Origin of the sequence: Streptacidiphilus pinicola (genome assembly GCF_003258295.1) — a bacterium.
GTDB lineage: Bacteria > Actinomycetota > Actinomycetes > Streptomycetales > Streptomycetaceae > Streptacidiphilus > Streptacidiphilus pinicola.
On record NZ_QKYN01000031.1, the window covers coordinates 1 to 14,981 of the forward strand.

The window sequence follows — 14,981 nt, forward strand, 5'->3', positions numbered from 1 at the left end:
CCGCCGGAGGATCCGGCTCCGGCCACGGCCGCGGCTGCACCGACACCACACACTCCGATCCACCCAGAAGCAGGAAGACCGCCATGATCTCACCACGACAGAAGCCAACTCGCTTACCAAGAAGCTAACTTCGAATCAGCCACCAAGATCCCACACCTCCGGCGCTCCGGGCATGGTGGTGTCGTGAAGCGCTTGGGGACGATACCCACGTCCAGACGAGGTATCAGCAGATCGAGGTGTCACCGGGCCCGAACGACGGCTGGGAGCCTGTCCCGATCGTCTTCCAGGACTATCCCAACCTCGACCGTCAGGCCGAGGCCGCGCAGCGACAGCATTCCCTTGGAGAGTGGATCACATATCTCACCTCACCGGACTGCCATTGAGATCCGAGTAGGTGGACAACTCCGCGTCAGGCCTCGATGGTCTCATCCTCCACTGCCAGTTCGTCGGGGTCCACGCCGAGAGCCTCGGCGATGGCTGCGAACTCGGCCAAGGCGGCCTTCAGGTCCTCGACGATCTCCTGGGCGATGACGCCCGGCGGCAACTGGCTGTCCGCATCGTCCAGCGCAGGGTCCTTCATCCACGTGATGTCGAGGTTGATCTTGTCCCGGGCAATCAGCTCTTCGTAGCTGTACGCCTTGAACCGGCCCGAGTCGACCTCCGTCCGCTCGCCGTGCGGTTTTCCCGGCAGGTAGGCTTCCACGAACTCCTGGAGATCCGCACGGCGCAGCGGGCGTGCCTTCAACGTGAAGTGCTTGGCGGTGCGTAGGTCGTAGACCCAGGTGGTGGACGTGTGGGGCTTCCCGTCTGCGCGCGGCGCCTTCTTGTCAAAGAACAACACGTTGGCCTTAACCCCGCCGGCATAGAAGATGCCAGTGGGCAGCCGCAGGATGGTGTGAAGGTCGAAGTCCTGTAGCAGGCGCCGCCGGATCTTTTCGCCGGCCCCACCTTCAAAGAGGACGTTGTCGGGCAAGACCACCGCAGCACGACCGTTGATGGCCATCAGTGACATGATGTGCTGCAGGAAGTTGAGCTGCTTGTTGGTGGTCGTGACGCGGAAGTCATCGCGGTCGTAGGAGATGTCTTCACGCTCGGCCTTGCCGTCGGTGCCGACGATGGTGATTGCGGACTTCTTGCCGAACGGTGGATTGGCTAGGACGAGGGAAGCATGCCGCAACGGCTTCTTCGCGAGTGCGTCGCCGACCTCGATCAGGGAGTCCCCGTCACTGTGCCCGATGCCGTGAAGAAGCATGTTCATCGCGGCGAGACGGGCAGTGCCGGGCACCAACTCGGTGCCGAAAATCTGCTGCTCCAGCTCCAGTCGCTGCTCACGGCTCATGCTGTCGCCATAGTGCTTGCGGATGTACTGGCGAGCGGCAATGAGGAAGCCGCCAGTGCCGCAGGCAGGGTCGGTGATGGTGTCTCGGAGGGTGGGCTGGGTCACCTCGACCATCGCGTCGATCAGCGCGCGGGGCGTGAAGTACTGGCCAGCACCGGTCTTGGTGTCCTCGGCGCCCTTGGCCAGGAGCCCCTCGTACGCGTCTCCCTTGAGGTCGGTCCCGGTGCCAGTCCAATCCTGGGCGCCGATGAGGTCGACGGCGAGCTTCTGCAGCAGCGCGGGCTCGGTGATCCGGTTCTGCGCCTTCGCGAAGATCGTGCCGAGGGTGGTGCCCGGGTGCTTGGCTAGCTCGGTGAGAGTGCGGCGGTACTGCTCCTCCAGGGCAGTGCCCGTCTTGGAGACGAGCGCCTGCCAGTCGTACTCGGTGGGGACAATGCGTGCCGCGGAGGGGTCGTCGGCAAAGGGGTCGTTGGCGATCTCGTCGGCCATCTTGAGGAACAACAGATACGAGAGCTGCTCAACGTACTCGATGGTGGACAGGCCATTGTCCCGCAGGACGTTGCAGTAGTTCCACAGCTTGGCGACCAGTGCGTTGGTCTGGGAGAAGGTGGCTGTGCTCATGCGTCGAACTCCTGCGAGGCGGTCATGGTGCGGGGTTGCTTCACTGCCCGTCGCCGTGTCGGCTTGGCAAGGGCCTTGCGCTCAGACTCGACTCTAGCGAGGAGCGCTGACGCAGGTTCGTCGGAAGGGTCTTGAGGTACGAGCCGGCCAGCAAAGGCTCGCGACAAGATTGACCGCCTAAGGTGACGGGCCCTTGACTGCGCCTTCGCGCATGATGTCCCCAGCCTCATCGAAGCCGTCATTGAGTTCTCGAATTCGCCCAGAGTCTCTTCCTGCACCCCAATGGGCGGGAGCGGGATTTCGATATCCTTAATCAGCCTGAGATTGAGATTTGGCTGGACGCCCCCCGCTGCCATGCGCCGGAGATCGTTATACTTGACTTCGAGGGCGACTTTCAGCCAATCTTTTCGATTGACATGCTCCTCGTTCAGAACAATTGCAGCGCACGCCTGATTAATGGCCGCTGGGATAGCCAACTCTGAGGACTTGCCTCGCGTCCTCCCCTCCCCGTACATCGCGACGAGGAGGCTACCCGCCGGGAAGATTCGGATCGAGGTCTCGCTTGCAGCAAGTTCCGTGATGAACTTTTCGGAGGCAGTGATCACTGACTCATTAATTAGCGAGCTGGTAACCCAGGGAATTACTCCATCTTCGTAGTAGTCCTTTCGGGATCTACTTGGAGTCGATCCGGTGCCGACTGCTGCGATGTCTTTGATCTGCGCAGTCGTCCATCCTTCCGGGAGAACTTCATGGACGATTACGCCCTGCGGCAGTGCCATGCGAAGCGACTCAAGAAGTCCCATAGCGTGAGAAACGGAACCTTCCGCCGCATCAAGGCGAGACAGGTAATCTTCGAGAGCTTCGACGATGCGCTGCTGCTCCGCGAGTGGAGGGATGTCGATCGGCGCGTCCAAGAGTCCAACTTGGGAGATGTTGCGCATCGAATCCTTGGTGCCTGTCGCCGTATTTGAGATGTATTCGCGGACTTGAGGAGATGACAGAATGTAGAGCAACCATTTGCGGTTGACACCCGCTCCGGGGATCAAGCGGAGACTCTTGTCCGAGAGCAGAAGTCGGGGACGACACTCCCTGACCAAGACAGGCGCTCCGACATACTCCCGCGTGTTGGCTCGACTGATCAGGATGTCCCCAGCGCGGATCTCGTGCTTCTCATTGAAGGCCTTCCCCGCTGGCACAGCTTTGTTCTCGCTAGCGCGAAACGTCCCCCACGTCATGGCGCTCACCTTGATGACTCCCCACTCGTCATCTTCGGCCGGGCGCGGCTCACAGGTAAAGGATTTTCCAGCCTCGATCGTGAGGAGGACATCCCTCAGGTGGCCTCTGACCCAGCCCCCCGGGAGCGGCTGCCCTTCGTCGTTCTTGCTCAAGCGAGTTCCTGGTTCAGTTCCGTCAAAAGTTCCCGTGCCGCCTTGGCGTCTCCACCGAAGGCGGCGATGAAGCCGCGGCTGCCGCCACGCTCGATGAAGGGCTCCTCTCGCAGCGCCTCCACCTCCACGCCGACGTCGCTGGCGACCCTGTGGCAGATCCGCTCCAGCCACCACAGCTGCTCGTCACTGTAGTCGGCCCCGGCCTGCCGCTGGCGCTGCAACCATCCGGCGAACCGCTCCTCCACCGTAGTGCGGTAGGGCCGGAGCTCAGATTCCGCGCCGAGCTCGAACCGGATAAGCGAGATCAGGTCGGGGATACCCGCGGTCTGCCCGCGACGGGACGCAGCGCGGCCAAGATCCTCGTACGCCTGCCACAGGGTCTGCGGGGTCCACTCATACTGGGGGCGCTTGATGTAGGCCGCCAGCTCCTTCAGCGCTGCGTACGCCGCCTTCGGTGCCACCCTCTGTTGCCCAAGCGCAATCTCGACCGCCGTCAGTTCGTCTCGCTTGGTTTCAAGTAGTGCGTGCCAGTCGGCGACGTACTGTCGTGCCCGCTCCTCGCGCGGGACCTCGCGGAAGGTAGTGAGTGTCGCTTCGCTCACCTCGTCGATCGTGAGGTCGTGGTCCTTGTGCAGGTCAAGGATGGTCTTGCGGAGGTCGGCATCGGCCAGCGGCTTGATGGCCTCGCGGATGAGCTTGCGCGCCGCCGCGAGCCCCTGCGCGTCCGCGGTGTCCTGCTGGCGATCCGGGTCGGACGCGTCAACCAGGTCGCGAGTAATCTCCCGAAGCGGAGCACCCCCGGAAGCCTGTTCAACCGTCGCGTGTTGGTCCTCCGTGAGCTGCTTGGCCAAGCGGCCGAGCCGCCGCGCCAACACGGCGGTCTCCTCCGCGCTGATGGCTCCGGACCCGGCCTTGTCCAGGAGTTTGTGCAGAGAGAGGCCCCGGCTCCTGGGCAACGGCTTGGCGTCCACGAGCGGCGAGAGAGTTACTCCGGCAGCGTCGATGAGGACAAAGCGGTCCTTGGTCACCGGCGGCACGGATTCCTCCGCACCGGGGGTGCGCTCGCGCAATTCCTCGTCGTCGATCGACCGGGCGCCGCGCCCCTTCATCTGCTCGAACAGGACCGCGCTGCGCACCGCCCGCAGGAAGATGACGCACTCGAGTGCGCGGACGTCAGTGCCAGTGGCGATCATGTCCACTGTTACGGCGATCCGCAGCTGCGGCGAGTTGCGCAGGTTATTGATCAGCTCATCCGGGTTCTTGCCGCTCTGCCGGCTCTTGTAGGTGATCTTCGTGGCGAAGTCATCGCCGCGCCCGAAGACCTCCTTGGCCTGCTTGACGACCTCTTCTGCGTGCGCCTCGCTGACCGCGAAGATCAGCGTCTTTGGCAGGGCCAAGCGGCCGGGGAACCAACGCTGCCAGTTGTCCCGGTAGGTCTGGAGTACCGTGCGGACCTCGTCCTCAGCGATGACGTTGCGCCCGATCTGCTGACCCGTGTAGGAGAAGTCATCCTCCAACTCCTGCAGCCGCCGCTGCCGGGTCTCCCGGTCGAGTATCGGCACAGTCGTGCCCGCCTCGATAGTGGAGCCCTGCTCGCGGATGTCGGTCAGCAACTCCACCACATCGAAATCGACGTTCACCCCGTCCGCCACAGCCTTGGCGAAGGAGTAGCGCGACACGAGGTTTTGGTGGAAGAAGCCACGGGTCTGCGGAGTCGGCGTCGCGGTCAAACCCACCAGGTGGGCATCGAAGTACTCCAGCACTCCCCGCCACAGCCCGTAGATCGAGCGGTGGCATTCGTCGACCACAATCAGGTCGAACGACTCGATGGGCACGTCGGGGTTGTAAGCGACCTCCACCGGCCGCTCACGCCGGTATGCCGTTTCCGATTCCGAATCGTCTGCCTGCTCATCGGCCGCGTCGTCGTCGACCAGCGCCTCGCCCCGCAGTAGTGCATACATCTTCTGGACCGTGCAGATGACCACCGAAGAGGTTTCCTGAAGCCCGGCCGCGCCAAGCCGGTCCACGCCGTACAGCTCCGACAGTTTCCGGCCGTCATCCGGAGTGGTGTAATTGCGGAACTCGGCCAATGCCTGCTTGGCGAGGTTGTTCCGGTCCACCAAGAACAACACGCGCTTGGCCTGCCCGTACTTCAGCAGCCGGTAGGTCTCCGTAACGGCGGTAAACGTCTTGCCCGCCCCAGTAGCCATCTGGATCAGCGCGCGGGGCTGGTCCTGCGCCAGTGAGTCCTCGAGACCTCGGATCGCCTCGACCTGGGCATCGCGCAGGCCACCCGTCTCCAGACTCGGCAGCGCACGCAGGGCCGCACGGAACGTTGACGCCTGCTTCGAGTCATCTGCCCGCTGCATCCACGCAGCCAGGGTATCTGGCTTATGAAAGGTGAAGACCTCACGCGAGCGAGCGTCGGGATCGATGCGATTCAGGAAGTACGTCTCCGCGCCAGTCGTTGCGTATCGGAACGCGAAGGGCTCCTCCTCGCGCCACACGGCGAGGCGGAACTCCTTGAGCACCCCGCGCGCGTAGCGGTCATTCTGGGTGAGGGCGTGGCTGAGTACCTCTCCCTCTCGCTTGGCCTCAACCACTCCAACGATCATGCCGTCCACGTAGAGCACGTAGTCCGCACGCCCGGTGGCAAGGGTGAACTCCCGTACCGCTACGCCGACACCCGCCCGCGGGTTCAGGTCGTCGCGATCCTGAACCAGCCAGCCGGCCTCTACCAGCATCTGGTCGATGACCTCGCGCGCCTGCACCTCGCTGAGTGGCTTGGGGCGCTGCGCCCGCTCAACGATCGCTTCGCGTGCCGCGCGCCCCACCGGAGCCGGCTGCTTGCGGGCCAGCTGGTAGTCCTGCTGCTGGACCGCGCGCAGCGCGACGATCTCGGCTTCCATCTGTTCAAGCCGGGCCGCCAACTCGGCGCGAGCCGCCTCGGCGCTCTCGACCATCTGCGCAGCTTCGGCCTGGGCACGTCGCTCCGCTTCGGCCTGTTGCTGCCGGGTCTCCGCTAGCCGGGTGCGCGAAAGGGCCAGCGCCCGCCGGTGGCTTTCCAGCGCTTCATGGAGTTCCGCAACTTCCGCCGGATCCGTGACCACCTGCTCCATGGCCGGCGGTGTCGGCGGCACGAAGGCACTGACTGTCCGCTTGCCGGAGATCGCCAGGTGAAACCAGTTGCCCAGCTCGAAGCAGGTCTCGACAGCCTTCAGAGCCCGCGTGGTGTCGAAGAGATGGCGATGAGCGGCTCTGTTCCGCTCCACGCGCAGTTCGTCGAACGCGTCCCTGACGCTCGGGGTGAGCGCACCGATACCGGTCAGAGCTCGGAGCCGGTCGATCTGACGGTCGCCCTCGACCCGCAGGCCCACACGCTGGACCAGCTCTTCCGCCAGGACCTCGCCGAACTGGCCAGCCTGCACCAGCGCCGCGTTCGGGTTCGTGAAAACCATTGTCTCGGCCTGCGCCCCATAGAGGGCAAGCAGCGGCTCGTATTGGAAGAGCACGCCGAAGTTCGCCGAACTCTTGGCCAGATCCCGCAGTGCCTCGTCCACGCGCCCCCGCCATCTACCGCTCGTTCACATCGCCACCGCTGCTTCACGTGCAGCGACTCAGACTACGCAACAGATGCAACTGCGCGCACGATCAACGCCCAACCGAGCGAACGGACCTGACCCCAGGCCAGGTCCACTTGGCGATTGGATGCTCAGCTGGCTTTCAGATCCTCCAGGCGTGCCAGAAGGCCAGCGGCTACGGCGACTGCGGCAACCGCATCGGCCCGAGTCCAGGTGAAGTGCTCGGTACTACCAGCATCGTCGTGCGGTGCCCCGCTGAAGAGTTGGAAGGCCGCCTGAATCAATATCGCCCAGCGCTCCAACTGGTCCCGCTCCTCCGGCTTCTTCTTCACGGCGCGGGCGAACACGACCTTGTTGTCGCAGGCGTCTCGGACGGCATCAAGTGCCGCACGTGAGAGCGTCACGGCGTGTTCGTACTGACCGTTGGTGATCGCCAGCTTGGCCTCACGGATGCGCCTCGCTGCGGTGGCACGGCCCTCCACCAACGTGATCGGCACCAGGACGTCCACGTAGGCTCCCAGGTCGATCTGGCTCAGTGCCTTGCCCCACTCGGCATGCGGGATCGTGATCGTCTCCTGATCCTCGGCGGCCGGCCACCCGAGGTCGCCGCCCAGTGCTACTGCATGGAAGTCCAGCGAGACCTGAAGGTCGCGGCCAGCCCGTCCCTTCTCCAGCCGCCGGAGCTGCTCCTCAGTGATCGGCAGCACCATAGTGATGGTCGTCTCGAACTCGCGCCCCGGCTGCGGCCGGTCGATCTGCGCCGTGCCGAGCCACCCAGACACACCCGGGACGTCACGAACCCACACCTCGGCGCCGATCTGGTGAAGCACACCCTTGGGATAGTCGCCGATCGCAGAGAGCTCGAACCGCACGCCGAGCCGATGCACCCCGAAGCCGGACAAGAGGTTGGCCGCCTCGCGGGCGGGCTTCAGGTTCAGGCTGTACCGCCGGTTGTCGAATGACAGCTGTGCCATGGGTTCCTCCTCGTTCAGGCACGAAGCCAACCTTCGATCTTGCCACTCCGGACTGACAAGGGGGAGCGAATTTTGCAGCATCGGGCTGCGCGAGGGGCTGAAACTCCAACCCAGGGTCTTGCGATGTCGTAGACGACACCGTACTTTCGGTATGAAGTCGTCTACGAGTTCGGAGGTCGGCATGGATCGGTCGGGGCTACGTGCAGCCGTAGTCGGCGCGCTGGCTGATGCGGAGGCGCTCCAGAGGAAGCTGACAGACCTGCTCGCGTCGATCGACGGGACCGGCGAGCTGGTGGCCGTCCCGAGGCAGGGCGAGTGGACCAAGGAACAGGTTGAGCTGCTGTGGACACAGGCCAAGCACCTCGACGGCGTGCGGGCGCTCTTCGAGCTCACGGCCAGCACGCCGGGCGAGACGATCACCTACGCACAGCTGCTCGCCCGATCCGGCTTGGATGAGGGCCAGCAGCGGACCGAGCACGCGCGCCTGAGTCGGATCTCGACACAACTCTTCGGCGAAAAGCGCTGGCCGATTGAAAACTGGCAAGGCACCTTGAATCAGAAGACCGGAAAGGAAGAGATGGTCTACCGGATGGACCCAACGATCGCCAAGTGGTGGACCGAACTCCAAGGCTAGGCCGCGCGATGGCGGCCCACCGCTGGGCGTTGCACCCGCCCACCAAGGGCACGGTAATCTGCCCGTGCCATCAGACGCATTACCCGCCCTCTTGGGGCGAAAGCTGAAAGGTAGAACAAGTGGCTCAGAAAGTGACCGTCCAGCTCCTGGACGACCTGGACGGCTCCGAGGCCGCAGAGACGGTCAGCTTCGCACTGGACGGTCGGTCGTACGAGATCGACCTCAACGAGGCGAACGCCGCGAAGCTGCGCGATGCGGTAGCCAGCTTCGTTAAGGCCGCGCGCCGCCAGGGCGCGACAAGTGCCCGCAAGACGGCCTCAGTGCGCGCAACCTCGGGCGATGGACCCAGCGGTGCCGAGGTCCGCAAGTGGGCCGCTTCGCACGGCATCGAGGTCGCGGCCCGCGGCCGGGTGCCGGCCGAGATCGTCGAGCAGTACCAGAAGGCTACCGGCAAGTAAGGCGCGCCCCTTGGGAAGCGCCCGATGGCTGGGAGGGTATTAGCACCTGCGTGCCCCCGGCGGGAACCAGGTGCTAGACCGTCCGCCTATGGCTTCCTACGCTGGGTGAGTGTAGACAACCCAGGCCGACAGACCGTTGGCTAGCAATCCAAGGTACGTGACCGGTGTGATTCCCACTGGACTCAAGCGATCATAAAGCACGGGATGGGGTCCTGCAGCAACCATGAGCAGACACAGCAGTGCCCCAACCAATGGCGCAGCCAAGAGTACGAGAAGTTGCCAGCTCGAGAAGACGTATTGGTGACTTGCCAGGACTGCGGCCACGCCAACGGTCGGCAGGAGGGTCGCAGCGAACACCTGGTATGCATCAAGCTGATACAGAACGAAGGTGGCAATTCTGTCTGGGTGGAATTCGTCTTCGAGCCTCAACGCGTCATCGGAACCCTCTAGCCCGAGCTTTTTGTCACTTTTTGCGTCCGCCTTGCGATAGAAATTGTTGACGGTGACCTCGAACTTCCGTTCAGTATCACGATAAAAGGCCTCGATTTGATGCCTCAAGATGCGTGAAAGGAGCGGCGTTAGAAGCAAAAGGCCCCCTGTCGCAATGAAGGGGGCAATGTCAGCGAAACTTCCTTCTTTGGTCACAAGAAATTCCACTAGGGTCGCAGGTCAACGTCCACGGAGAGCTGCAGGGGATTGAAGGCACCCTTTCTATTGATGCCATCGATACGATAGTACGTGAGGTCGAAGCACAGGGCAGCCGTGTCATTCAGATTGGGCGGAATAGCCTTGACTGCCCACGGACCGGCTTGGTGCTTGTTGCTAACAAAGAAGCCTCTCCTGCGCCTGGGCAAGGTAACAGTCTTATGCGGCGGATTCGGGCCGTCAATCCGTCCAGCCCGATCGGACGACCAATGAATCTCGACGGCAACTCGGTAGTTGTCCAGGTTTAGGAGCTCCAGTTCCTGATCTTGTGGGTGCCGAAATCCCTGTCCGGGCAGGTCAAGCGGCATGCCGGTACTCGTGGAGGACCCCGCCGAGTCGGTCCCTCCGGCGTATGTCCAGGTGTTCGACCTGGCGCGGTTCGAGCCGCCCTGGCAGGGCCCGCAGGGGTGCGGCGCCGACCAAGGTCCGGTGGGGACGGTGCTGGTTGTAGTGCCGCTCATAGATCCGCAGCACTCGACGCAGGTGGGCCTCGTTCCAAATGAGGGTCCGGTCGAGGAGCTCGGCCCGGAGCGTCCTGACCCAACGTTCCATGACCGCGTTCATCCGGGGCACCTGCACGCCCGTCAGAACCGTCGCAATGCCCGAACCCTGCAGGATCTGGTCCATCAAGGCGGGGTACTTGGCGTCACGGTCCCGGATCAGGAACCGCACGGTGGCGAGCTGGCCGGCGTCCTCGAGGTCCATGAGCAGGTTCCGCACCGCCTGAGTGACCCAGGCGTGAGTCGGATGGGCGGTGGTACCGACGATCCGGATCCTGCGGCTCGCGTGGTGGATGACGGCGAGAACGTACTGGCGCTCCCCGGTGAGCGTGACGGTCTCGATGAAGTCCATCGCCAAGATCGCCTCGGCCTGCGAGCGCAGGAAGTCCGCCCACGTGACGCTGGACCGCTGGGGCGCGGGGTCGATGCCCTCGGCCTTGAGAAGCTCCCAGACCGTGGACGGTGCCACCCAGATTCCGAGGACGGCGAGCTCGCCATGGATGCGGCGGTAGCCCCACGACGGGTTCTCCCGCGCCAACCGCAGGACCAGGCGGCGGACCGAGACGACCGTGCGCGGACGCCCCGGACAGCGGCGGGCGCTCGCGCGAGCGTGTCGCCCCCGTAGCAGGTCACGGTGCCAGCGCAGGACCGTGTCTGGGCTGACCAGCAGCCGAAGTTGCCGGAGCGTCTGCCGTGGCAGCCCCGACAGCAGCGCTGCCAAGAACGCCCGGTCCTCCGCCCGGAACCTCGGACGCTCGTCACCGAGCTGCCGGTGCAGGACCGAGAGTTGGTGACGCAGGGCCAGGATCTCGACATCCTTCTCGCGGTCGCCCATCGGAAGCAAACGCAGGGCCGCGAAGGCCTGGGAGACCGCGAGATACGCGAAACGCATGAGCACGAAAGGCGATCATGCCGGATCGGAACTCTCCGAGCGCAGGACGGTCCTGACCTGCTTGGACGAAATAATCGGCACCCACAGGGTCAGGCCCGGAGCACAAAAGCACTCTGAGCTGCATGGACGCAATATTCGGCACCCACAACTGCCGCGAGCGTGCCGGCGCTTGATCAGGTCGCGATGCCAGCGCAGGACCGTGTCCGGGCTGACCAGGAGCCGAATCCGACGCAGCGCCTGCCGCGGCAGCCCTGACAGCAACGCTGCCAGGAACACCCGGTCCTCTGGCCGGAACCTCGGACGCTCGCCGCCGAGTTGCCGCTGCAGGACCGTGAGCTGGTGACGCAGGGCCAGGATCTCGACATCCTTCTCGCGGTCTCCCATCGGAAGCAGGCGCATGGCCGCGAAGGCCTGGGAGACCGCGAGATACGCGAAGCGCACGAGCACGAAAGGCGATCATGCCGGATCGGGACAGCCCCGAGCGCAGGACGGTCCTGACCTGCCTGGACGCAATTATCGGCACCCACACGGTCCGGGTCATGGTTGGCGTCGGCCGTGTCCAGGGCAGGGCCGGGTTGTAGGGAAGCCGCCGCGCGCGGACCGCAGCCTGCAGTGCAGCGCGCAGCGTTGATCCGGCGCGGTACACGATGGGCTGGCCCCTGAGCGCGAGCTGGCCCTGCTGCCACTCCTGGATGTGGCGGGAGCGCAGGTTGACCAGGCGAATCCCCGCGAAGGCCGGCAGCAGGAAACGCTGCACGCTGTCGCGGGAGCCCGCCCAGGTCGTGGGCTGGAGCGAGCTGCGCCGGCCAGCGAGCCACTCCTCCAGATAGTCACCGGTGCGCAGATGCGGGTCGGCGTACACACCCGTGCTCTCGCCGGTCAGCAACAGGCCCAGCGCTTCTTCAGCCGCCTCGCGCGTCGGGTGGCCGGTACGGCGGCAGGTAGAGCGCTTGCCATCAGGGCTGGGGAGGTCGACAGCGAAGGCCCATGAACCGTGCTCGGGGTCGGTGGCCAGGAGCGGGCATCGCGGCCCGTACAGCGCCGCACACTGTCCCGGCAGCCACAGGCCCGGTAGATGCGCCCCCGGGCCGAGGACGACGGGACGACTGGGAGACGGGTTGGGAGACTCACGACAACCTCCAGATGTGGAGCTGAAGTTGATGTCTCTCCCAGGCTCGGGGCGTGGTGGGCTGCCCGGCAGGGCGTGGCGGCCAGCGCCTGGAGCATGGACAGGCCGATCGCCCAAGCAGGTGGCGCACCGAATGTCCTCGTACTCCCGCTGCCAGGCCGCCCGACCTCGCGCTACGCCGGGCGTGGCAGCGCCAGGAATTGGCGGCCCCGTTATTCGGCTGCGCCGTCGCTGACTTGCCGTAGCGAGCGCGTCCAGCGGCGGGCTTGCATCTCGCTCCGTCCGGCCGCAGACCACCCTGACACAGCGAGCCTGATCCCGGGCGTCGATGATGGCATCTACGTGGTGGGCGACCGCTCCTGGTCGATCGACATGCAGCGCTACAACTTCCAGTTCACCGGCCAGCGCGCCTACCGGATCCGCGGCGGCAAGCTGGCCGGGCAGGTCAAGGACGTCGCCTACCAGGCCACCACCACGGACTTCCGGGGTTCCATGGAAGCAGTTGGCTGACCGTCAACTTACGTACCGGGTGGTGCCTTTAACTGCGGAAAGGCTCAGCCCGGCCAGGTCGCAGCCGTCTCCCATGGCTGCCCCTCGGCGCTGTTCCGCGGGGTCAACGTCCTCAATACCGTCCAAGAGACCGGCCGCTCCTGAGGCAAGATCGGGCCATCCAGTTCTGCACGATGTTCACTGGTTAGACAGCAAAACACACCTGGCCAGAACCCCTCACAGGCCGGGCGGCACAAGGGTTCCGCCGTTCACGGCCTGCACCGGCCGGACCCGCGAAGTCGCCACCAGGTCACCACCGCATCACGCCGTCCCAGCCGCGGTCCACATGAACCGGCTCCGACGACTCGACAGCACTCGGAAGGAGTCCATCCCACCAACCGCGTAACCGCAGCATTGGCCCTCCAAGGAACCCGGAACGGTTCACTTCCGCGAGGACGCCTCGAAGATCCGCACCGGCTACAGCCCCGAGAACATGGCCGCCCTGCGCGACCTGGCCATCAACACCCTCCGTGACGCAGGGCACCAGAACGTCGCCGCCGGCCTCCGACACGCCTCCTACGAACCGTTCACGACGCCGCCCGCCCAGGCCGGAATCTCCGCTCGCTCACAATGCAAATGGCCGATACTCACGGGCCCGCCGGACAACGTCCTCATCTGAAAGCACTGGCTTCTCATGGAACATGAGATCAACCAGCCCAGGATCTATCAGGTTCTTGCGCAGCTCAACGAGTTTCTCATCAGATTCGAGCTCCGAGAACGCGCCTGACCAAATCTCGGCCACGAGTCGCACAGCGATCTGATCTTCGTCGCTCAACTGTGACATATCCCATCACCTCTGGTAGTGATAGTTCGGATCTAGGATCTCGGCATGGTATCGAGGCCGGCCACAGCGACCTAATTCCAGGCCTCGGTCAAGGACCGGGCCGACACCTCACAAGCCGTTCGTGGCACCAGCTCACCGCACGGGTCCCGGTCTATTTGGGAGCTCAGGGCTCGGGCTCTTCCTGGTGACTACCGGGACTACGTGGCTGCCTACGGGATGGGCACGATCAACGAGACACTGACCATCGTCACCCCACCGCCCAGTGACTACCCCTTCGTCCATCACCTGCTCTACGAACGCACCTACCCGCCGGCCGACGGCCTACTGTTATGGGGTGCGACGGACTACGCCGACGACTTCTACTGGCGCTGCACGGACAGCGATCCGGACCGATGGACCATAGCTGTCCACTCCCGCACCCACGGCTGGCACGACTACCCGCTCGGAATGGCCGACTTCCTCGTCAACCCGCTGACCGGCCAGATCAAGCCCGCGCTGCACGCCGGCCTCGGCATCGAGCAGCCAGCGGCCTTCGAGTCGTGGCGCGAGGAAGCCCGACAGGCGCGCGAGTCCGACGACTGGGGCTCCAGGCAGCACCCGGCAGGTGCCGACCGACCCCCCAGAACCGCCCCTGAGTAACTCCTCAAAGCGCAGATCACAGGCGTCTTGGTCATGCGGAACAGCGATCCGGCTGCCCAAGTCATGAAATGCCGAGACTAAAGCCCCCAAGCCTTGTCGACCGGGGACCGAGGTGCGGTCAGCCGCCGCGGGCGCGGGTCGTGATCCCGGGCTGCAGCAACCTGCCATCGCCAAAGCGTGGGGCACCCGTGAGCCCTTTGCAGCTTGGTGCCACCTGGATCCCTTGTTCTGCGGGAACGCCGACCGGAGGATGTTGACCACTCCGGGCTCCGGAGCTTCCTGCCGTCAGTTCGCCGTACTTCCGGGGGCTCCACCGGGTGTTCTCCGGAGGAGTCGTGCTCCGGACCGTGCGGCCCGGACCGCGCGGCAGTCCCTGAACGACACTCGAGTAGAGGACTGGTGTGCCATGAGCGTGGATTTCGCTGTTTTCGACCTGACCGAGCTGGCCGTGCTGGACGCCGACACGGTGTCGAAGCAGCCTTCCCCGACGGGGTTTTTCGCCGACGGCGTCGACGACCTGATGGGCAAGCCGAGCATGGACTTCGTGGGCGAGATGTGCTGCTCCTGCTCGTCGTCCGTCTCCTGCTGCTGCAGTCAGTGACCGACTCCGACTGATCCTCGACGCCCACGGCCCTGAGGCCGGCGTCGCTTTCTTGCCCGGCAACGCCGGGTTGGCCCCTGCGGGGCCCGGCTCACTGGAGGCGGGGCACCGCGTTCCACCTGGAGTCACCATGAGTCGACTTGGACCAGGTCAGGCCACTCTCCCGACAGACCACCCGCCCACCCGC

12 protein-coding genes and 2 pseudogenes are annotated in these 14,981 nt (G+C 64.8%); 5 read left to right on the top strand and 9 right to left on the bottom strand.

Features of this window, described 5'->3' with window-relative positions; translation table 11 throughout:
* Positions 1–409 precede the first annotated feature (409 nt).
* The 4 genes from DN069_RS07755 to DN069_RS07770 all read right to left on the bottom strand — a co-directional run bounded on the left by DN069_RS07755 (position 410) and on the right by DN069_RS07770 (position 7,903).
* Positions 410–1,960 carry a type I restriction-modification system subunit M gene (locus tag DN069_RS07755; protein WP_111500112.1) on the bottom strand — a complete coding sequence of 517 codons (1,551 nt, stop codon included), beginning with the start codon at positions 1,958–1,960 and terminating at the stop codon, positions 410–412.
* Entirely contained in the window at positions 1,957–3,348 is a 1,392-nt protein-coding gene (locus DN069_RS07760) for a restriction endonuclease subunit S (RefSeq protein ID WP_111500113.1), read from the bottom strand. The genes DN069_RS07755 and DN069_RS07760 overlap by 4 nt, the downstream gene beginning before the upstream one ends.
* Complete coding sequence (locus DN069_RS07765; RefSeq protein WP_111500114.1) at positions 3,345–6,908, bottom strand: DEAD/DEAH box helicase family protein; 3,564 nt, start codon at positions 6,906–6,908, stop codon at positions 3,345–3,347. The genes DN069_RS07760 and DN069_RS07765 overlap by 4 nt, the downstream gene beginning before the upstream one ends.
* Positions 6,909–7,060: 152 nt before the next feature.
* Positions 7,061–7,903, bottom strand: coding sequence for a hypothetical protein (locus DN069_RS07770; protein WP_111500115.1), 843 nt, complete (start codon positions 7,901–7,903; stop codon positions 7,061–7,063).
* Positions 7,904–8,084: 181 nt separating this feature from the next.
* Between DN069_RS07770 and DN069_RS07775 the strand changes: the two genes are divergently transcribed.
* Both DN069_RS07775 and DN069_RS07780 read left to right on the top strand, forming a co-directional pair.
* On the top strand, positions 8,085–8,537 hold the full coding sequence (locus DN069_RS07775) for a hypothetical protein (RefSeq protein WP_111500144.1): 453 nt from the start codon (positions 8,085–8,087) through the stop codon (positions 8,535–8,537).
* Positions 8,538–8,656: 119 nt separating this feature from the next.
* Entirely contained in the window at positions 8,657–8,995 is a 339-nt protein-coding gene (locus tag DN069_RS07780; RefSeq protein ID WP_111500116.1) for a histone-like nucleoid-structuring protein Lsr2, read from the top strand.
* 96 nt (positions 8,996–9,091) lie between these two features.
* Here the strand turns inward: DN069_RS07780 and DN069_RS39345 are convergent, their stop codons facing one another.
* The 4 genes and pseudogenes from DN069_RS39345 to DN069_RS42810 form a co-directional block, all read right to left on the bottom strand.
* The gene (locus tag DN069_RS39345) at positions 9,092–9,640 is read right to left on the bottom strand and encodes a hypothetical protein (RefSeq protein WP_133259849.1); all 549 of its coding nucleotides are present in this window, start codon (positions 9,638–9,640) and stop codon (positions 9,092–9,094) included.
* 357 nt (positions 9,641–9,997) lie between these two features.
* Positions 9,998–11,098, bottom strand: a complete 1,101-nt coding sequence (locus DN069_RS07785; RefSeq protein WP_111500117.1) for an integrase core domain-containing protein — start codon at positions 11,096–11,098, stop codon at positions 9,998–10,000.
* A 9-nt stretch (positions 11,099–11,107) separates the two neighbouring features.
* Positions 11,108–11,539 carry a hypothetical protein gene (locus tag DN069_RS07790; RefSeq protein ID WP_243638987.1) on the bottom strand — a complete coding sequence of 144 codons (432 nt, stop codon included), beginning with the start codon at positions 11,537–11,539 and terminating at the stop codon, positions 11,108–11,110.
* A 241-nt stretch (positions 11,540–11,780) separates the two neighbouring features.
* Positions 11,781–11,954: pseudogene (locus tag DN069_RS42810) on the bottom strand (tyrosine-type recombinase/integrase); the annotation flags it as partial.
* 485 nt (positions 11,955–12,439) lie between these two features.
* Between DN069_RS42810 and DN069_RS07800 the strand changes: the two are divergent.
* A pseudogene (locus tag DN069_RS07800) lies at positions 12,440–12,875 on the top strand (metallopeptidase TldD-related protein); the annotation flags it as partial.
* 460 nt (positions 12,876–13,335) lie between these two features.
* Here the strand turns inward: DN069_RS07800 and DN069_RS39350 are convergent.
* Complete coding sequence (locus tag DN069_RS39350; protein ID WP_133259850.1) at positions 13,336–13,554, bottom strand: hypothetical protein; 219 nt, start codon at positions 13,552–13,554, stop codon at positions 13,336–13,338.
* A gap of 201 nt (positions 13,555–13,755) precedes the next feature.
* Here DN069_RS39350 and DN069_RS07810 point away from each other — a divergent pair, with 201 nt between their 5' ends.
* Entirely contained in the window at positions 13,756–14,193 is a 438-nt protein-coding gene (locus DN069_RS07810) for a hypothetical protein (protein WP_133259851.1), read from the top strand.
* Positions 14,194–14,599: 406 nt separating this feature from the next.
* Positions 14,600–14,794: a hypothetical protein gene (locus DN069_RS07815; RefSeq protein WP_111500120.1), complete on the top strand. Its 195-nt coding sequence runs from the start codon at positions 14,600–14,602 to the stop codon at positions 14,792–14,794.
* Positions 14,795–14,981: the final 187 nt, after the last annotated feature.

What these genes read in the sequence shown, in the direction of transcription:
- DN069_RS07755 (WP_111500112.1), bottom strand. Translation starts at nt 1,960, where the DNA reads ATGAGCACAGCCACCTTCTCCCAGACCAACGCACTGGTCGCCAAGCTG.
- DN069_RS07770 (WP_111500115.1), bottom strand. Translation starts at nt 7,903, where the DNA reads ATGGCACAGCTGTCATTCGACAACCGGCGGTACAGCCTGAACCTGAAG.
- DN069_RS07775 (WP_111500144.1), top strand. Translation starts at nt 8,085, where the DNA reads ATGGATCGGTCGGGGCTACGTGCAGCCGTAGTCGGCGCGCTGGCTGAT.
- DN069_RS39350 (WP_133259850.1), bottom strand. Translation starts at nt 13,554, where the DNA reads ATGTCACAGTTGAGCGACGAAGATCAGATCGCTGTGCGACTCGTGGCC.
- DN069_RS07815 (WP_111500120.1), top strand. Translation starts at nt 14,600, where the DNA reads ATGAGCGTGGATTTCGCTGTTTTCGACCTGACCGAGCTGGCCGTGCTG.